The sequence below is a fragment of the Pseudomonas sp. P9_31 genome, from assembly GCF_034008235.1.
Lineage (GTDB): Bacteria > Pseudomonadota > Gammaproteobacteria > Pseudomonadales > Pseudomonadaceae > Aquipseudomonas.
In genome coordinates this window covers 3,579,084-3,598,317 of the sequence record NZ_CP125375.1, presented here as the reverse complement: position 1 = coordinate 3,598,317, position 19,234 = coordinate 3,579,084, and the positions used below count along the sequence as shown (strand labels likewise).

General features: G+C 60.7%; 16 protein-coding genes. 11 read left to right on the top strand and 5 right to left on the bottom strand.

The window, feature by feature from the left end; genetic code table 11:
• Window positions 1–189: 189 nt before the first annotated feature.
• Window positions 190–1,257: a WD40/YVTN/BNR-like repeat-containing protein gene (locus QMK51_RS15670; protein WP_258696058.1), complete on the top strand. Its 1,068-nt coding sequence runs from the start codon at window positions 190–192 to the stop codon at window positions 1,255–1,257.
• A gap of 28 nt (window positions 1,258–1,285) precedes the next feature.
• Window positions 1,286–3,670: an RND family transporter gene (locus QMK51_RS15665; protein WP_320390811.1), complete on the top strand. Its 2,385-nt coding sequence runs from the start codon at window positions 1,286–1,288 to the stop codon at window positions 3,668–3,670.
• Window positions 3,671–3,848: 178 nt separating this feature from the next.
• Here the strand turns inward: QMK51_RS15665 and QMK51_RS15660 are convergent, their stop codons facing one another.
• Window positions 3,849–4,568, bottom strand: a complete 720-nt coding sequence (locus QMK51_RS15660; RefSeq protein ID WP_258696056.1) for a FadR/GntR family transcriptional regulator — start codon at window positions 4,566–4,568, stop codon at window positions 3,849–3,851.
• A 206-nt stretch (window positions 4,569–4,774) separates the two neighbouring features.
• Window positions 4,775–6,511, bottom strand: a complete 1,737-nt coding sequence (locus QMK51_RS15655; protein WP_320390810.1) for an IlvD/Edd family dehydratase — start codon at window positions 6,509–6,511, stop codon at window positions 4,775–4,777.
• A gap of 193 nt (window positions 6,512–6,704) precedes the next feature.
• On the opposite strand from QMK51_RS15655, the gene QMK51_RS15650 reads away from it, so the two are divergent.
• From QMK51_RS15650 to QMK51_RS15610, 9 genes are all read left to right on the top strand, one after another.
• A complete protein-coding gene (locus QMK51_RS15650) occupies window positions 6,705–8,027 on the top strand; it encodes an MFS transporter (RefSeq protein ID WP_320390809.1) in 1,323 nt (440 codons plus the stop codon).
• A gap of 156 nt (window positions 8,028–8,183) precedes the next feature.
• Window positions 8,184–9,176 (top strand): AraD1 family protein, encoded by a 993-nt coding sequence (gene araD1 / locus QMK51_RS15645; protein WP_320390808.1) that lies wholly within the window; start codon window positions 8,184–8,186, stop codon window positions 9,174–9,176.
• 10 nt (window positions 9,177–9,186) lie between these two features.
• Window positions 9,187–10,767: an aldehyde dehydrogenase (NADP(+)) gene (locus tag QMK51_RS15640; RefSeq protein WP_320390807.1), complete on the top strand. Its 1,581-nt coding sequence runs from the start codon at window positions 9,187–9,189 to the stop codon at window positions 10,765–10,767.
• 174 nt (window positions 10,768–10,941) lie between these two features.
• Window positions 10,942–11,238: a DUF5629 family protein gene (locus QMK51_RS15635; protein ID WP_258696051.1), complete on the top strand. Its 297-nt coding sequence runs from the start codon at window positions 10,942–10,944 to the stop codon at window positions 11,236–11,238.
• On the top strand, window positions 11,231–12,400 hold the full coding sequence (locus tag QMK51_RS15630; RefSeq protein ID WP_258700737.1) for a lactonase family protein: 1,170 nt from the start codon (window positions 11,231–11,233) through the stop codon (window positions 12,398–12,400). Before QMK51_RS15635 ends, QMK51_RS15630 begins: the two co-directional genes overlap by 8 nt.
• 155 nt (window positions 12,401–12,555) lie before the next feature.
• Window positions 12,556–12,735 (top strand): hypothetical protein, encoded by a 180-nt coding sequence (locus QMK51_RS15625; protein WP_019650041.1) that lies wholly within the window; start codon window positions 12,556–12,558, stop codon window positions 12,733–12,735.
• Between the two features lie 207 nt (window positions 12,736–12,942).
• Window positions 12,943–13,068 (top strand): hypothetical protein, encoded by a 126-nt coding sequence (locus tag QMK51_RS15620; RefSeq protein ID WP_258696050.1) that lies wholly within the window; start codon window positions 12,943–12,945, stop codon window positions 13,066–13,068.
• 115 nt (window positions 13,069–13,183) lie between these two features.
• On the top strand, window positions 13,184–13,396 hold the full coding sequence (locus tag QMK51_RS15615; protein WP_320390806.1) for a hypothetical protein: 213 nt from the start codon (window positions 13,184–13,186) through the stop codon (window positions 13,394–13,396).
• A complete protein-coding gene (locus QMK51_RS15610; protein WP_258696048.1) occupies window positions 13,393–13,650 on the top strand; it encodes a hypothetical protein in 258 nt (85 codons plus the stop codon). The genes QMK51_RS15615 and QMK51_RS15610 overlap by 4 nt, the downstream gene beginning before the upstream one ends.
• A 63-nt stretch (window positions 13,651–13,713) precedes the next feature.
• Here the strand turns inward: QMK51_RS15610 and QMK51_RS15605 are convergent, their stop codons facing one another.
• Genes QMK51_RS15605 through QMK51_RS15595 form a run of 3 tightly spaced genes read right to left on the bottom strand, consistent with a single transcriptional unit; the run spans window position 13,714 to window position 19,195 of the window.
• Window positions 13,714–14,316: a glutathione S-transferase gene (locus tag QMK51_RS15605; protein WP_320390805.1), complete on the bottom strand. Its 603-nt coding sequence runs from the start codon at window positions 14,314–14,316 to the stop codon at window positions 13,714–13,716.
• Window positions 14,313–17,954, bottom strand: a complete 3,642-nt coding sequence (locus tag QMK51_RS15600) for an AAA family ATPase (RefSeq protein ID WP_320390804.1) — start codon at window positions 17,952–17,954, stop codon at window positions 14,313–14,315. The genes QMK51_RS15605 and QMK51_RS15600 overlap by 4 nt, the downstream gene beginning before the upstream one ends.
• Window positions 17,951–19,195 (bottom strand): exonuclease SbcCD subunit D C-terminal domain-containing protein, encoded by a 1,245-nt coding sequence (locus tag QMK51_RS15595; RefSeq protein ID WP_320390803.1) that lies wholly within the window; start codon window positions 19,193–19,195, stop codon window positions 17,951–17,953. Before QMK51_RS15595 ends, QMK51_RS15600 begins: the two co-directional genes overlap by 4 nt.
• Window positions 19,196–19,234: the final 39 nt, after the last annotated feature.

Here is a 19,234-nt window from a genome sequence, read left to right as displayed (position 1 = left end):
GTTAACAAAACATAACGTGGCGTCGATTGTCAGACCTTTCCAAACCCCGATAGGATAAGCCAGCTTCCGAAGGGGCGCTCTGGATTGCGGGTTTCAGGACTATGCTTCTGAATAGGGCAATCCCGGCGAGCACCCCTTACGGCGCCCTGAAAGGTTGAACGACCTAACAATAATAATGGGGGAAGGTCTATGAGTGAGCCTGTCATGGGTGTGAGTATTTGCCGCCCGCTGGCGTTACGCAGGTTCGCGTTGCTGGCTACAGCGCTCTCGCTGTTGAGCTGTGCCGTACTTTCGGCGCCTGTGTTGGCCGCCGCCGCACCAGCCTCCGACGTGGTTTATTCCGTTGAATCCGCCAAGGCCAGCAAAGGCCTGATGCTCGATGTCGTGCACGCCGGCAAACGCCTGGTGGTGGTCGGCGATCGCGGGCACATTCTGTATTCCGACGACCAGGGCGCGACCTGGACCCAGGCCAAGGTGCCGACCCGGCAACTGCTGACGGCAGTATTTTTTGTCGATGACAAACACGGCTGGGCCGTCGGCCATGACGCGCAGATCCTCGCCAGCGAAGATGGCGGCATCACCTGGACCAAACAATTCGAAGACCTGAAACGCGAATCGCCGCTGCTCGACGTCTGGTTCAAGGACGTCAACAGCGGCTTTGCCGTGGGCGCTTACGGTGCGTTGCTGGAAACCACCGACGGCGGTAAAAACTGGGAAGACGTCAGCGACCGCCTCGACAACGAAGACCAGTACCACCTCAACGCCATTGCGGCGGTCAAGGATTCCGGCATTTTCATCGTTGGCGAGCAGGGCAGCATGTTCCGCTCCAGCGATGAAGGGCAGACCTGGGAAAAGCTTGAAGGCCCGTACGAAGGTTCGCTGTTCGGCGTGATCGGCACCGCGCAACCGGCCACGTTGCTGGCCTACGGGTTGCGGGGCAATCTCTACCGCTCCACGGATTTCGGCAGCACCTGGGAGCAGGTCGAGCTCAAGGCTGCACGGGGCGCGCTGGAGTTCGGCCTGTCCGGCGCCACGCTGCTCGACGACGGTTCCATCGTGATTGTCGGTAACGGCGGCAGCATCATTCGCAGCAGCGACGACGGCGAAACCTTCAGCGTGTTCAACCGCCCGGATCGCATCTCCGTCTCGGCGGTCACGGCGGCGGGCAACGGTAATCTGATTCTGGCAGGCCAGGGCGGCGTTCGCGTCACTTCGCCAACGGGCGCAGAGAATGGAAAAAACGGGTCGTCCAAATGAGCCGGGCAAATAATAAGAAGGCGGGTCTATGACATCCTTAAGCACTCCTCATCAGGACAAGGCGACGTTTCTTGAACGCCTGATCTTCAACAACCGCCCGGCGGTGATCGTCATCTGCCTGCTGGTCAGTGTTTTCCTGTTCTGGCAGGCGACGTTGATCCGGCCGTCCACCAGTTTCGAAAAAATGATCCCGCTCGAGCATCCGTTCATTGAAAAAATGATGGAGCACCGCAACGATCTGGCGAACCTGGGCAATACGGTACGGATTTCCGTGGAAGCCACTGATGGTGACATCTTCTCCAGGGAGTACATGGAGACCCTGCGCCAGATCAACGACGAGGTGTTCTACATCTCCGGCGTCGACCGTTCCGGCCTCAAGTCGCTGTGGAGCCCGAGCGTGCGCTGGACCGAGGTGACGGAGGAGGGCTTCGCCGGTGGTGAAGTGATCCCCCAGAGCTATAGCGGCTCCCAGCAAAGCCTCGACCTGCTGCGCAATAACGTGCTCAAGTCCGGGCAAGTCGGGCGGCTGGTGGCCAACGACTTCAAGTCGAGCATCGTCGACATCCCGCTGCTGGAGTCCTACCCGGACCCGCAGGACCAGGGCAAGTTGCTGGCACTGGATTACCGCAAGTTTTCTCACGAACTTGAAGACAAGATTCGCAACAAGTTCGAAGCCCAGAACCCCAACGTGAAGATCCACATTGTCGGGTTCGCCAAGAAGGTCGGCGACCTGATCGATGGGCTGGTCATGGTGGTGATGTTCTTCGGCGTCGCTTTCGTCATTACCCTGATTTTGCTGTACTGGTTCACCAACTGCATGCGCAGTACCGTGGCGGTGTTGAGTACGACGTTGGTAGCGGTGGTCTGGCAGCTCGGCCTGATGCACTTCTTCGGCTTCGGGCTCGACCCGTACTCGATGCTGGTGCCGTTTCTGATTTTCGCCATCGGGATTTCCCACGGCGTGCAGAAAATCAACGGCATCGCCTTGCAGTCCAGCGAGGCGGAAAACGCGCTGACAGCGGCACGCCGCACATTCCGCCAGTTGTTCCTGCCGGGAATGATCGCCATCCTCGCGGATGCGGTGGGCTTTATCACGCTGCTGATCATCGACATCGGGGTGATTCGCGAACTGGCCATCGGCGCGTCGATCGGCGTGGCGGTGATCGTGTTCACCAACCTGATCCTGCTGCCGGTAGCCATTTCCTACGTCGGTATCAGCAAACGCGCCGTCGAGCGCAGCAAGAAAGACGCGCACCGCGAGCATCCGTTCTGGCGCCTGCTGTCGAACTTTGCCAGCCCGAAAGTCGCACCGATCTCCATTGCCCTGGCGCTGATCGCCTTCGGTGGCGGCCTCTGGTACAGCCAGAACCTGAAAATCGGCGACCTCGACCAGGGCGCGCCGGAACTGCGTCCGGACTCGCGTTACAACAAGGACAACAGCTTCATCATCAACAACTACTCCACCAGTTCCGACGTGCTGGTGGTGATGGTCAAGACCAAGTCTGAAGGTTGCTCGCGCTATGAGGCCATGGCGCCGATCGACGAGCTGATGTGGAAGATGCAGAACACCGAAGGCGTGCAGTCAGCGATCTCGCTGGTGACCGTGTCCAAGCAGATGATCAAGGGCATGAACGAGGGCAACCTGAAATGGGAAACCCTGTCGCGCAATCCGGACGTGCTGAACAACTCCATCGCCCGTGCCGATGGCTTGTACAACAACAATTGCTCCCTGGCGCCGGTGCTGGTGTTCCTCAATGACCACAAGGCCGAAACCCTGGACCGCGTTGTGCATTCGGTGCAGGACTTCGCCAAGGAGAACAACAAGGAAGGCCTGGAATTCATCCTCGCCGCCGGTAACGCCGGGATCGAAGCGGCCACCAACGAGGTGATCAAACGCTCCGAGCTGACCATTCTGGTGTTGGTGTACATCTGTGTCGCAACCATGTGCATGATCACCTTCCGTTCCTGGGCGGCGACCTTGTGCATCGTGCTGCCGCTGGTACTGACCTCGGTCCTTGGCAACGCGTTGATGGCGTTCATGGGCATCGGGGTGAAAGTCGCGACCTTGCCGGTGGTGGCGCTTGGGGTGGGGATTGGCGTGGACTACGGGATCTACATCTACAGCCGTCTGGAAAGCTTCCTGCGTGCTGGCCTGCCGCTGCAAGAGGCGTACTACCAGACGCTGAAGTCCACCGGTAAAGCCGTGCTGTTCACCGGTCTGTGCCTGGCGATCGGCGTGTGTACCTGGATCTTCTCGGCCATCAAATTCCAGGCCGACATGGGCCTGATGCTGACCTTCATGCTGCTCTGGAACATGTTCGGCGCGTTGTGGCTGCTGCCAGCGCTGGCGCGGTTCCTGATCAAACCAGAGAAACTGGCGGGGCAGAAGGGCAACTCGCTGTTCGCTCACTGACCGGTCGCCGAAACAACAAAGCCGCAACCTGAGGTTGCGGCTTTTTTTTACATCTCAAACTTCACACCAAACCCTGTGGGAGCGAGCCTGCTCGCGATGGCGGCGGTACATTCACCATCAATGTGACTGTTCAATCGCCATCGCGAGCAGGCTCGCTCCCACATTGAATGTGTGGTGGTTATGAGGGATCGGTGCCGAGCACCACATTCAGTGCACTGCGCGCATCGTCGAGTTGCACCAGCGTCGCATGCCGCGCGCCCAGCGCATCACGATTCTCGATGGCGGTCAGGATCGCCTTGTGCCGCGGCAGCGCCAGTTCGTGCAGATTCGGCCGTTGGTTGGAGTGCTTCAAGGCTTCGGCAATCGCCACCGACAACATGTTGCACAGGTTTGCCAGCAAGTCGTTGTGGGTCGCGTCGGCGATTCGGCTGTGGAAATCCAGGTCTGGTTGCAGCAAGGCTTCGGGTGTCGGCGCCGCTTCCATGCGTTGGTAGGCTTCACCGATGGAGGCGATGTCTTCCTCGGTGGCGAACTGCGCGGCCAACGCGGCGACGGCCGGTTCGATGATGCTGCGCACGCTGGTCAACAGATCAAAGAATTCATTTTGCGGGCTGCTTTGCATCAGCCAGTGCAGCACGTCCGGGTCAAGCATGTGCCATTCCTTACGCTGCTTGACCACCGTGCCGACCCGCGGACGGGAATACACCAGTCCCTTGGCGACCAGCACTCGGGTGGCTTCGCGCAGGACTGGCCGGCTGACCGCGTATTCCTCGCACAACAGGGCTTCGGCGGGCAGTTTGTCATCCGGCTTGAAACGTCCCGAGACGATCTGCATGCCCAGTTCCTGGACGATGCGCGAGTGCATGCTTTTGCGGTCGGAGGGTTTGCGGTAATCCATGGGGAACGGCGCGATCCTGTGCGATGGAGGTGCTGCGCATGATAGCAGGCGCGGCGAGGACGGTCGCCAGAGCAAGCACAGTCCTGAATCAGATGAAGATCAATATGTGTGGGGGCTTGCCCGCGATGGGGCCATCACGTTTAACATTGATGGCGACTGATCCACCGCTATCGCGGGCAAGCCCGCTCCCACAGGGGTTGTGGTGATTAGTGAGAGTGACGCGGTACCTCGGATCCTCGGCACCCGACGAGGAAGTCGAAGTCGCAGCCCTGATCCGCCTGCAACACATGGTCGATGTACAGCTGGCGATAGCCGCCCACCAGCAACTGTTGCGGCGGTTGCAGGTCGGCCATGCGCGCCGCGAGTTCGGCATCGGGGATGTCCAGGTGCAGACGGCCGCTGGCACAGTCGAGTTCGATCCAGTCACCTTCCTTCACCGCCGCCAAAGGCCCGCCGGCGGCGGCTTCCGGTGCCACATGCAAGACCACCGTGCCGTAGGCGGTGCCGCTCATACGTGCGTCGGAGATCCGCACCATATCGGTCACGCCCTGGGCCAGCAGCTTGGCCGGCAACCCCATGTTGCCGACTTCGGCCATGCCCGGATAACCCTTGGGGCCGCAGTTCTTCATCACCAGAATCGAGTTGGCATCCACGTCCAGCTCCGGATCGTTGATCCGCGCCTTGTACATGTCGAAGTTCTCGAACACCACTGCACGGCCACGGTGTTGCATCAATTCGGCACTCGCGGCGGAGGGCTTGAGCACCGCACCCAGTGGCGCCAGGTTGCCGCGCAACACACAGATGCCGCCGTCGGCGCGGATCGGGTTGTCGAGGGGGCGGATCACTTCGTCCTGGCCGTAAATCGGCGCGTCCCTGGTGTTCTCGCTGATGGTTTTGCCGTTGACGGTGAGGGCGTTCGGGTTCGGAATCAGGTTGGCTTCGCCGAGGCGACGCAGCACTGCGGGCAAGCCGCCGGCGTAGTAGAACTCTTCCATCAGGAAGCGCCCGGACGGTTGCAGATCGACGATGGTCGGCATGCCACGACCGATGCGGGTCCAGTCATCCAGGTCCAGCTCGACACCGATGCGCCCGGCGATGGCTTTCAGGTGGATCACCGCGTTGGTCGAACCGCCGATGGCAGCGTTCACCCGGATGGCGTTTTCGAAGGCTTCCTTGGTGAGGATCTTCGACAGTTTCAAATCTTCGCGAACCATCTCCACCGCGCGCATGCCGGACATGTGAGCGAGTACATAACGGCGCGCATCGACCGCCGGAATCGCCGCGTTGTGGGGCAGGGAAGTGCCGAGTGCTTCGGCCATGCAGGCCATGGTCGAGGCCGTGCCCATGGTGTTGCAGGTGCCGGCCGAGCGCGACATTCCGCCTTCGGCCGCAAGGAAATCATCGAGGGTGATGGTGCCGGCCTTGACCTGTTCGCTGAGCTGCCAGACCACCGTGCCCGAGCCGATGTCCTGGCCCTTGTGTTTGCCGTTGAGCATCGGCCCACCGGTGACGACGATCGCCGGCACGTCGCAACTGGCCGCGCCCATCAGCAGCGCCGGGGTGGTTTTGTCGCAGCCGGTGAGCAGCACCACGCCATCGATCGGGTTACCGCGAATGGCTTCCTCGACGTCCATGCTCGCCAGGTTGCGGGTGAGCATGGCGGTGGGGCGCAGGTTCGATTCGCCGTTGGAGAACACCGGGAATTCCACCGGGAAGCCGCCCGCTTCGATCACTCCGCGTTTGACGTGCTCCGCAATCTGGCGGAAATGCGCGTTGCACGGAGTCAGTTCCGACCAGGTGTTGCAGATGCCGATGATCGGCTTGCCGTGGAACTGGTGGTCGGCGATGCCCTGATTCTTCATCCAGCTGCGGTACATGAAGCCGTTCTTGTCGGCAGTGCCAAACCATTGGGCGGAGCGCAGGGTGGGTTTCTTATCAGACATGATCGGCTCTCTTATTGTATGACTATATTGTTCTGGCTATGGCGTAACATAAGCGCTATTCCGGGTGTTTGGAAGTGTTGTTGGTTAAATAGTATTACTATATAGTCGATTTCAACGGAGGGATGGCCCTGGTGGTATTCCGTGAGAGGCGTCCCCCGAGGTTCTATAACAACAACAATCGGAGACCGAACTCATGAGCCAGGAACTGCGGCTTATCCGTCGCATCACGCTGAAACTGATTCCCTTCCTGATCCTGCTGTACCTGATCGCCTATGTGGATCGCTCCGCCGTGGGGTTCGCCAAGCTGCACATGGGCGCTGACATCGGCCTGGGCGACGCGGCTTATGGGCTCGGTGCCGGGCTGTTCTTCATTGGCTACTTCCTGCTGGAAATCCCCAGCAACCTGATGCTCGACCGCTTCGGCGCTAGGCGCTGGTTCGCGCGGATCATGCTCACCTGGGGCGCCATCACCATCGGCATGGCGTTCGTCCAGGGACCGAACAGCTTCTATGTGATGCGCTTTCTGCTCGGCGCGGCCGAAGCGGGGTTCTTTCCGGGCGTTCTGTACTACATCACCCAATGGTTCCCGATTCGTCATCGCGGCAAGATTCTCGGGCTGTTCATCCTTTCCCAGCCTATCGCGATGATGATCACCGGCCCGGTGTCCGGCGGCTTGCTCGGCATGGACGGCATGCTTGGGCTGCACGGTTGGCAGTGGCTGTTCATCGTCATCGGTACGCCAGCGATCTTGCTGACCTGGCCGGTGCTGCGTTACTTGCCGGACGGCCCGCAACAGGTGAAATGGATGGACCAGACGGAGAAGGACTGGCTCACCGGCGAGCTGAAAAAGGACCTGGAGGAATACGGTCAGACCCGTCACGGCAATCCGCTGCATGCGCTGAAGGACAAACGGGTGTTGCTGCTGGCGCTGTTCTATCTGCCGGTGACCCTGAGCATCTACGGCCTGGGTCTGTGGTTGCCGACGTTGATCAAGCAGTTCGGTGGTACGGACCTGGTGACCGGGTTCGTGTCGTCGGTGCCGTACATCTTCGGGATCATCGGTTTGCTGATCATTCCGCGCAGTTCCGATCGTTTGAATGATCGTTATGGTCATCTGGCGGTGTTGTATGTGTTGGGCGCTATCGGTCTGTTTCTCAGCGCCTGGCTGTCGGTGCCGGTGCTGCAATTGGCGGCGCTGTGCCTGGTGGCGTTCGCGCTGTTTTCCTGCACGGCGGTGTTCTGGACCTTGCCGGGGCGCTTCTTCGCCGGCGCCAGTGCGGCGGCGGGGATCGCGTTGATCAACTCGGTGGGCAACCTCGGCGGCTACATCGGCCCGTTCGTGATCGGTGCGCTGAAGGAATACACCGGTAATCTGGCTTCGGGGTTGTACTTCCTGTCCTGCGTGATGGTGTTCGGCCTGGTGCTGACGGGTGTGGTTTATCGGCTGCTGGAGCGTAAGCATGTGCTGCCGGCCGATGAGTTTGCGGCCAGTGCGCGGGGCGCCACTCGCACCTGAATCTGAGGGTTAACACCAATCAACTGTGGGAGCGAGCCTGCTCGCGATGACGGCCTGATATTCAACATTGATGTCGGACTGAATGGCCTCATCGCGAGCAGGCTCGCTCCCACATTGGTCTTGTGGCGTTTTCGAGTTTGTTTAAAGGAGAAAATCATGCGTTTAGTTCAGTTCGAATTGAGTAACGGCGAACGCCGCGTCGGCGTGGTCGAGGACGGCCTGGTCCGCGAAGTGCAGAGTGCGCGCTCGGTGCGGGATCTGGCGCTGGCGGCGATCGAGGCGGGTGTCAATCTTGAGCAACAGGTTGAAACCCTGGGCCTGGGCATCAGTCACGACTATTCAGCGCTGCTGGCCAATCTGCAAATCCTGCCACCGCTGGATCACCCGGACCCGGCGCACATGCTGGTCAGCGGCACCGGCCTGACTCATCTGGGCAGCGCTTCGGCCCGGGACAAAATGCATCAACAGGTCGGCGACGAAGCCGCCATGACTGACACCATGCGCATCTTCAAGTGGGGCGTGGAGGGCGGAAAACCGGCGGTAGGGCAGGCCGGTGTGCAACCGGAGTGGTTCTACAAGGGCGATGGCAGCATCGTCGTGCGACCGGGTAAACCGTTCCCGCTGCCGCCGTTCGCTGAAGACGCAGGTGAAGAACCTGAACTCAGTGGCCTCTATGTCATCGGCCACGACGGCAAACCGTATCGCCTCGGTTTCGCCGTGGGCAACGAGTTTTCCGATCACGTGATGGAGCGCAAAAATTACCTTTACCTGGCCCATTCGAAACTGCGCAGTTGCAGCTATGGCCCGGAACTTCGGGTCGGTGAATTGCCTCGGCATCTGGCAGGCACCAGCCGCATCCTGCGCGACGGCGAGGTGCTGTGGCAGAACGAGTTCCTCAGCGGCGAAGCGAACATGTGTCACAGCCTGGCAAACCTTGAGTATCACCACTTCAAGTACAGCCAGTTCCTGCGCCCCGGCGACGTGCACATTCACTTCTTCGGCACCGCGACCCTGTCCTTCGCCGACGGCATTCGCACCCAACCGGGTGATGTGTTCGAGATCAGCCAGGCCGAGTTCGGCGCGCCGTTGATCAACGGCATTGCGCCCGTTGAAGCGGCGTTCGAGCCCGGCACCGTTGGCACACTTTAAGGAGACACCCATGACCCGGATTCTTGGTCACAACTACATTGGCGGTCAGCGCAGCGCTACCGGCACCGTCAAACTCCAGAGCGTCGACGCCAGCACCGGCGAGGCTTTGCCCCACGATTTTTATCAGGCCACCCTTGATGAGGTTGACGCCGCCGCGAAGGCTGCCGCTGCTGCGTACCCGGCCTATCGCAGCCTGAGCGCTGAGCGCCGCGCGCAGTTTCTGGATGCGATTGCCGATGAGCTGGACGCCCTGGGCGATGAGTTCGTGGCGGTGGTTTGCCGCGAAACGGCGTTGCCGGCGGCACGGATTCAAGGTGAGCGTGGTCGCACCAGCGGCCAGATGCGTTTGTTCGCCAAGGTGCTGCGGCGCGGTGATTTCTATGGGGCGCGGATCGATCGGGCGCTGCCTGAGCGCAAGCCATTGCCGCGTCCGGACCTGCGTCAGTACCGAATTGGCCTGGGGCCGGTTGCGGTGTTTGGTGCGAGTAACTTTCCGTTGGCGTTTTCCACGGCTGGGGGTGACACCGCTTCAGCCTTGGCCGCCGGCTGCCCGGTGGTGTTCAAGGCTCACAGTGGCCACATGGCAACTGCTGAATGGGTGGCTGACGCCGTGATCCGCGCCGCCGAGAAAACCGCCATGCCGGCCGGTGTGTTCAACATGATCTTCGGCGGCGGGGTGGGTGAAGCGCTGGTCAAGCACCCGGTGATTCAAGCCGTCGGTTTTACCGGTTCGCTGAAGGGTGGTCGTGCGCTGTGCGACATGGCCGCGGCACGTGCGCAGCCGATTCCGGTGTTCGCCGAGATGTCGAGCATCAACCCGGTGATCGTATTGCCTCAAGCGCTGGAAACTCGCGCTGAAAGCGTCGCCCGTGACCTCACGGCGTCGGTGGTGCAGGGCTGCGGGCAGTTCTGTACCAATCCGGGGCTGGTGATCGGCATTCGTTCGCCGCAGTTCAGCGCGTTCGTGCAACAGGTGGCCGGGCTGATCGGCGATCAGCCGGCGCAAACCATGCTCAACGCCGGCACATTGAGCAGCTATGGCAAAGGCCTGCAGAAGCTTGTTGCACATCCGAACATCGAGCACTTGGCCGGCGGCCCACAACAAGGCAGTCAAGCCCAGCCGCAACTGTTCAAGGCGGAAGTGAGCCTGTTGCTCGATGGCGATGAAGTGCTGCAAGAGGAAGTATTCGGCCCGACCACGGTGTTCGTCGAAGTGGCGGATCAGGCGCAACTCAGTGCCGCGTTGAATGGCCTGCACGGACAGCTGACGGCAACCGTTATCGGTGAGCCGGCGGACTTCGAACGCTTTGGTGAGCTGACGGCATTGCTGGAACAGAAGGTCGGACGGATCCTGCTCAACGGCTATCCGACCGGTGTGGAAGTTTGCGATTCGATGGTGCATGGCGGGCCGTACCCCGCGACTTCCGATGCGCGCGGCACCTCGGTGGGCACCCTGGCCATCGACCGTTTCCTGCGCCCGGTGTGCTTCCAGAATTACCCCGACAGCCTGCTGCCGGAAGCGTTGAAGAATGGCAATCCGCTGCGCATCCAGCGCCTGGTCGATGGCAAGCCGTCCCGCGATGCTCTCTAACGGTGAGCGTAAACCCTGTGAGAGCGGGTTTGCCCGCGATAGCGATCTGGCAGTCACTGCGATGTTGGCTGTACTGCCGCCATCGCGGGCAAGCCCGCTCCCACAAGGACCAGTGGAACGATCCTTTAGTGCATGAGCTATCATTGCGGCTTTCCCATTCAAAGATTGACTGCCATGACTGCCGTAACCAACACCTTGATCGAAGCCCTTGAACACTGCGACATGTTGGAGATCGACGGGCTGCACGCCTTCGAATTTTCCCTCGATGAAGACGATAACCTGCACATCGAATGCATGGACGGTCGGGCGCTCAAGCGCTGGGAGTTCAGCGTGGCGCAGATCGCGGCGGCGACTTTCGATCCTGGCTTGAAGAGCTGGATCATCACCGGTGATTCCGGCGAGCACCGGCTGGTGCCCATGGAAGCGTTCGGCGGTGGTGACGACGAGGACGAAACGAATGAGGATGCGTAACTTCTGGCCACTGTTGATCGCCGGCAGCGTTGGCGCGATGGGTGTGCAGGCAGCGCCGGTCGACAGCTACGAGTTGCTGGTGGGGTCGTACACCGCCGGTCAGAGCCAGGGGATTTATCGCCTGAACTTCGACAGCCGCACCGGGCAGATCGACGCCAAACCCCTGCAAGTGGTGAAGAGCGCCAACCCATCCTGGCTGACCGTGTCCAAGGATCAACAGCGCCTGTTCGCGGTCAACGAAAACGGCCCCGGTCAGGCTGATCCGGTAGGGCGTGTCAGCAGCTATGCGATCGACCCCAAGACCCATGAGCTGAGCCTGATCAATCAGGTGCAAACCCTGGGCAACGAGCCGACGCATTCGAGCGTCAGCGGTGATGCCAGCCATTTGTTTGTCAGCAACTACTCGGTGGCTGAAGACCCGGGTGGCACCCTGGCGGTGTTACCGGTGGGCGCCGATGGCACGCTCAAACCGGTGGTGCAGATGAGCAGTCACCCGTCCAGCCGGGTCAACCCCGAGCGGCAGATGTCGGCGCACGTGCATTCGGTGGTTTCTTCGCCGGATGGCCACTACGTGTTTTCCAATGACCTGGGGGCGGACAAGATCTTCGTCTATCGCTTCGACCCCAAGGCCAATCCGGAGCTGCCGCTGACCGCCGCCAAACCTGCATCCGTCCAGTTGCCACCTGGCAGCGGGCCGCGACACTTGCTGTTCAGCGCCGATGGCAAACACGCCTGGCTGACCATGGAAATGAGTGCGCAGGTGGCGGTGTTCGACTACAAGGACGGCAAACTCGAGCAAACGCAGTTGGTCGATCTGGCGGCGGGTCTGCCGACATCGGGCAAGGCTGCGGCTGCGCTTCACGCCTCGGCCGACGGCAAGTTCCTTTACGTCAGCAACCGTGGCACCGCCAATCAGTTGCTGGTGTTCGCCATCGACCCGGCCACCGGCCACCTCAAGGAGCTTCAACGCCGCTCGGTGGACGGTGATCACCCACGCGAGTTCAGCCTCGACCCGAGTGGCAAGTTCGTGCTGATTGCCAACCAGAAGAGCAACCAGATTGTCGTCGTCGAGCGCGATGCCAAGACCGGTCTGTTGGGCAAAACCGTGCAGAAACTGCCGATGGATGCCCCCAGCGATCTCAAGTTCCTGCTGCGTCAATAGGCCGCAGGCCCCGGTTGATGGGGCCTGCAACCTTCTATTAATGAGACTGATATCGGCTAATGCTACAAAGCATTTCAAGGCGCCGACCCTCGGGAGTTAAGTTTGCTTCACGGCCCAACCGGGCAAGCAAGCCAACTGAATCGAGGAATACCGCCATGAACTTCAATCTCTTCTCTGTCATCGCCGCTTCCGCTATCTCAGCGACCGTTGCGCTGCCCGCCAGTGCCAACGTTGAAATCAGCGACAAAAAATCCCACACCCAAAGCTACACCCAGAAATACCTGCAACAGAGCGCCAACTTCTACGCCGCGCTGGATCACAAAACCCAACACTGAAATGTCAGCCCTGCACCTTTTATGCAGGAGCGAAGTCACTTGCCGATCGACCTGTAAGGCGTCGAAAAGCCCCGAAGTGATGTCGCTCCTGCATAACGTGTTTACGACAGCATCATATTGCTATCAATGTATTGCTTGATATCACATGGCCATGAGTTTAAATTTGACGCTGATTTTTTGACTCCTTCCCCAATAAGGATCGACAGCATGGCGATGCGTCTGGCAGTGGTTCTCCTGTTTCTCTATTCCACCCCGATTCTGTCGGCTGCCGAGCCCGTTTCCAACGAGCCTGAGGCGGCCCGCGAGCGCTTGATGAGCTTTATCGAGGACTGAAACACGCTGGGTTCATGATCAATAAAACTGATAGCTACTATGCATAAAGGTCGCTAGTTATCTTCTGTTTTTTGATCGATTCTGTGGGCACTGAAACATGCCCACGGAGAACACCATGGCCAGCGCAATTCTCACTTCTGCCAAACACGGCGCGTACCTGGCCATTGGTCTTTACTTGGCCATGGTGTTGCTCGTCAGCCTTTCCACCCAATCGCAACACAGACTTCAAGCACCGATTCAGGTCGCTTATCCCGGCATCCAGTTCGAACACCGCGCTCAAAACGCGGTGGTTGATGACGCCGACGTGGCGGGAGTGGCAGGGGCATGAAAGGACGCGGACTCTGGGTCATCGCCTTCCTGGCGTTCATGACCAATGGCGCTTCGTTGTTGGGGATCGGGCAGGGCTCGGCGGGGTCGGTGGCGCGGGCTATCGAATGCAATCACAACATCGCCCACAACATCCAGACCGCCAAGGCCCTGGAGCTGCTGGCGGGTAATCCGCCGAGCAAATCCAATAGCGAATTCTTCGGGCCATTCCAGGTGGATTGCTCGGCGTTGGGGATGTGCTCGGTATTGGCCTGAAATCCCAGCATATGAGGTCAATTGTGGTGAGGGGGCAAGCCCCCTCGCCACAATGGAATGCTCTTACTTTTGTTTTGCCATCACGCCGGTAAACAACTCCGATTCCAGAAACCGCTGCAACCACGCCTGCAATCGCACATGAGGCGTCTGCCCGAACCACTCGCGATCCACATGGGCGAATTGCCGCACGAATGGCATCACCGCGATATCCGCCAGGCTCGGATGCCCGGCCAGCAAGTAGTCGCGCCCCTCCAGCAATTCATCCAGTTTGCGCAAGAACACCTCGCCCTCGGCGCGATAAAACGCCATCGGCTGCTCGGGATAGCGCTCGGCGTACTTGTAGCGATTCAGGTGCACCTTGAACACTTGATCGTTCTCTTCGATCAGTGCGTCGCTGCGTTGCTGTCCTTGCGGATCATCCTTGAGCAACCAGTCCTGCGGATCGTTCTGCGCCAGCGCCCAGCGCATGATTTCCAGGCTCTCATCGATCACCCGCCCATCCACACTCAACACCGGCACTGTGCCTTTGCTCGACAGCGCGAGCATTTCGGCAGGTTTGGCCTTGAGGCTGACCTCGACGATATTCACCTCAACCCCTGAATAGCGCAGGGCCATGCGTGCGCGCATGGCATAAGGGCAACGGCGGAACGAATACAGCGTATTCATTTCACCTCCAGCGTACTCAGGCCGTTGCCTTGGCGGTGGACCTGAATCTGCACCGGAATCCGTTCATGCATTTCCTGCACATGGGAAATCACCGCGACCTTGCGCCCTTGCGCCTGCAAGCCGTCGAGGGCGTCCATGGCCAATTGCAGGGATTCCGGGTCGAGGCTGCCGAAGCCTTCGTCGATGAACAGCGATTCGATTTTCAGCGTGCTCGACGCCATCGACGCCAACCCGAGCGCCAGGGCTAGTGACACCAGGAACGTTTCGCCGCCGGACAGCGAATGCACCGAGCGCAGTTCGTCACCCATCTCGGTGTCCATCACCAATAACCCGAGCATGCTACCGCCACGTTTCAGGCGATAGCGCCGCACCAGTTGCCGCAACTGAACGTTGGCGTGATGCACCAGCAGGTCGAGGTTGTAGGCCTGGGCGATTTTGCGGAAGGTGTCGCCGGTGGCCGAACCGATCAGCGCATTCAAACGTGCCCAGCGCTGGTACTCGGCGTACGCATTGGCGATCTGCTGCGCCAACGCCTGATTGGCGTTCTGCCGACGCTGATCCTCGGCCTGTTCGGCGCGCAATTCGGCACAGCGGTGTTCGCTGGCGGCGAACAGGCTTTGCAGCTCGGCAAGCGCCGTGGCCAGTTGTTCGGCGTGCAGATTGCCATTGTGCTGCGCCTGATGATCGAGCAAGCGCTGGTCCCGCTCCTGCAACAGCACCTTGGCTTGCTCGATGGCTTTCTCGCTTTGCTGCAACTGCTGGCGTAGTTCGCTGACCTGTTGATCGTCGACGCTCAATAGATCTTCCAGTCCGCCGTCGTCCAGCTCTGGATGCTGCGCGCGCCAGTCGGCGATCTTGCCGCTCAACTCGCGGTCTTCGGTTTCCAGGGCCTGCGCACGTTCCTGCTGTGCCTTGAGCTCGGCGGCTAGCTGCACCAACCCCGTGCGCACGGTTTGCAGTTCCTGGTTGGCCGTCGCTTCGGCACTACGCGCCTGCTCGACGGCCTGATCCAGTTGCTGCTGCCACTGTTCGGCGCTGGCGTGTTCGCCCAGCAGCTGAGTCAGTTTTTCCTGGCAAGCCTGTTGCTGTCCGGCCAGCGCGGTGAACTGCTGTCGTGCGGTGTCCAGTTGCTGGGTGCGGGTCTGCTGTTGGTACTGTTCTTTGTCCAGCGTCTGCTGGCGTTGTTGCTGTTCACCGAGTTCATCGCGCTGCTGGTCGAGTTGTTCCAGGCGCTGGGCGATCTGCCGGTCGAGCTGCATGAAGGTCGCGGCGGGTTCGTTGCGCAACGCTTCGAGCGTCTCGGCTGGCAGCAGGGTGCTGAACGCCGTCAGTTCTTCGTCCAGGCGTTGGCGATCGCTGCTCAACTCGCGTTGCTGGTTGATCAGGTGTTGTGTCGCCTGTTGGTTCGCGGTTTCGGCGCTGCGCAGTTGTTGCGCCAGGCGCGCGGCATCCTGTTGCAGGGTGAGCAGGGCGGTTTGCCGGTGTTCGTCCTGCGTGATGCTCTGGTTCAACTGGCTGCTTTGGTGCGTTAGCCAGGCATCGCGCTTGTTTGCGTCCTGGGCCAGCAGTTGAGCGGACAGTGGGTGTGCTTCCAGGCTCGGCGCCAGGCTTTGTTGTTGAGTCGCGAGCTGTTCTTGCTGCTGTTTCAGCTCTTTCAGTTGAGCGATTATTCCGCTGTATTGTGCTCGCAGATCGATGACTTTTTCATTGAGTAGATCGACGGCTTTTTTGGCGTTCGCCTGCTCGTTTTCATCGTGACGACCCAAGCTTTGCAGTAGTGCTTCTGGCTGGTGGTAAGGGTGCTCGGCACTGCCACATACAGGGCAGGGCTGATTGTCCTGCAGTTGTTCGCGCAATTGTTCAACGCTTTCGCTGCGCGCAAGTCGCTGACGCTCCAGCAGTTCACGGGTGACGGTCAGGGTCTGTTCGGCAACTGCCAATTCAGCCTTTGCTTCGCCACCTTCGCGGGTTAAGCGATCTCGTTCTTGCAGCGCTACCTGTTGCCGCTGTTGCAGCTCGGCGCCACGCTTGTCCAGTTCCTGCTGGCTGGCCCACAGTCGCGTCAGCTCTTCAAAAGCCCGCAATTGCTTGCGGTTGTCCTGAAGCAAACTGCCGAGAATCTGAATCTGCTCGGCCACTGCCTCGGGCTCGGCGCCGGCCTCTTTGTACAGCACCTCTAAGCTCTGGCGCTGTGTGGCCAGTTCCTCGGCAGCGCGGGCGGCGCTTTGCTCCAGAGCGGCCAGTTCGGCCTGGCCCTTGTTCAGGCGATTACCGATCAACATCAGTTGTTGCAGACGATCGCGGTAGGCGTTCCAGGCGTCGCTCAACGGCGCCAGATGAGCACTTTGTTCAAGCTCACCGGCAATCCGCTGCAACCGTTCGGCGACCTGTTTCTGCTGGTCGAGCAAACCCTGAATCGTGCCCTGACCCTGAGTGCAGGCCTGTTCCGCCTGCTGCTTGAGGTCGGCACTGAGGGTGGCATCCTTGACCAGACGGGCGAGGGTGCTTTGCTCTTCGAAGGCCTGGCGCAGCAGTGGCGCGCTGGCGGTGTGTTGGCTTTGCGCTTGGGTCAGCGTCGTTTGGGCGGTGCTCAGGCTCTGTTCGAGTTGAGTCTGTCGCTCGGTCAGCCCGGTTTGCTGTTGCGTGTGCTGCTGAATCTGCGCCGCCAGCGGCGTGAGCTGGGCGGTGAGTTCGGTCTTGCGTGCGAACTGATGCCGTTGCGGGGCCAGTTGTTCCAGACGGGTCAGCTTCAAGCGCTCGCCGGCCAGATTGTTCCAATCTTGTTGGGCGCAGTGCAGTTGCTCGGTGGCGCTCTGTTGCGCGTCCTGCAACCGGCTCAGTTCCTTGAGCCAGGTGTGTTGCAATTCCAACTGTTTGAGCTGCGCTTGTTGGGTCTTGAGTTGCTGTTGAGCGTCGTTGAAGCGCTCATCGAGTTCGGCCCGGGCTTCCGGCGACAGTGGCGTAACCCCGGTGGCTTGGTCCTGCAACAGCTTGTGGGCTTCGCGAGCCTCTTTAGTCTTGTCGAAAGCGCGGCGACCGAGGCGGGTGTAGAGCGCGGTGTCGGTGAGCTTTTCCAGCAGCTCGCTGCGGTCGTTGTCGTCCGCCTTGAGGAAGGCGCTGAACTCACTCTGGGCCAGCAGCACGGCGCGGGTGAACTGTTCGAAGTTCAGGCCCAGCGCGGCTTCGAGCTGAGCCTTGTATTCGCCTTTCTGGCTGGCCAGCAGTTGATCCTGATCGATGTCGCGCAGGCTCTGACGACTGGCTTGCAGCTTGCCGCCGGCCTTTTCCCGAGCGCGATTGGCCTCCCAGCGAGCGCGATAGCGGCGACCGTCGATGCCGACGAAATCTACTTCGGCATAGCCTTCGCCAGTGCCACGACGCAGCAAGGTGCGCGGGTCGCCGGTGCCGATTTCGCCATCGGCGTCGGGGACCTTGGCATCGCGACCGGTGTTGTTCAGGCGCGGCACGGCGCCAAACAGCGCCAGGCACAGCGCGTCGAGCAGGGTGCTTTTACCGGCGCCAGTGGGCCCGGTAATCGCAAACAAGCCTGCACTGGCCAAGGGCTCGGCGGTGAAGTCGATTTCAAACGGCCCGGCCAGGGAGGCGAGGTTTTTCAGGCGGATCGCGAGGATTTTCATGGCTGCTCGCTCTCCATCTGCACGTCCTGCAACAGCTCGGCGAAGTCCTTGAGCGTTTGCTCGTCGACCTCGCTGCCGTAGCTGTCCTGCCAGGCACGACTGAACAGTTCCTGGGGCGTGAGTTGATCCAGTTCGATCAAAGTGGCGCCGTCATCGACGCCCTCACGGCTGCCGTTGCCGGCGTATTCGGCGGCAATCCGCACCAGCCGCACGGCCTTGCCCTGCAGGGCCGTTTCCACTTGGTGGCGCAGGTCCGGCTGCGGTTCGTCGAGACGCACCCGCACTTCCAGCCACGGCTGGCGCTGGATATCGGCCAGCAGGTCGATGTCGGGCAGGTCGGCCAGTTGCAGCAGGACCTCCGCCAATGGCGCGGGGCCGAGGCGTTGCAAATGGACGGAACGCGGAATCAGACGTGGTTCGACGCTGACCAATGTTTCGCCGTCGAGTTGAATGTCGAGGATCTGATGCTGGTAATTGATCTCGGAGAATGACAACGGAATCGGCGAGCCGCTGTAGCGGATGCGTTCTTCGCCGTTGACCTTCTGCGGTTTGTGCAAATGCCCCAGGGCTACGTAGCTGATACTCGGTCCGAACAGGCTGGCGGGCAGGGCTTCGGCATTACCGATGATCAGGCTGCGCTCTGAGTCTTCCGACACCGAGCCGCCGGCCATGTGCGCGTGGCTGATGGCGACCAACGCCTGGCCCGGTTTGCGCTTGGCGTTAGCCGCTTCGATCAGCCATTCGTGAACCTGACCGATGCCGCGCAAGTAGTTATCGCCCAAATGCGCGCCGGTCACTTCGGCGGGGCGCAGGAACGGCAGGGCCAGGCACCAGGCAACGATTTCGCCGCTGGCATCAGGCAACGGCAGCAACAGGCGTTCGGCATCCAGCTGACCGTCATCGAGCCACAGCACGCGACCGAGGGCGTGGGTGCGCAAGCGCCGCATCAACGGCGCGGGCAGTTCGATTCGTGAGCCGGAGTCGTGGTTGCCGGCGATCATCACGATGGTCAGCAAAGGCTGCTGTTCGTGGGCGCTGACGATGAAGTCGTAGAGGCGTTCCTGGGCTTTGACCGGCGGGTTGACCGTGTCGAAGATATCGCCGGCGATCAGCAGCACATCGGGCTGATCCAGCTTCAGTTGCCGCAGCAGCCAGTCGAGAAAGCAGGCGTGCTCGAAATCGCGCTCCTGGCCGTGCAGGTTCTGCCCAAGGTGCCAGTCGGAGGTGTGAAACAGACGCAAGGCGTACTCCGCAACAAAATAAGGTGATGGCCGCGAGGA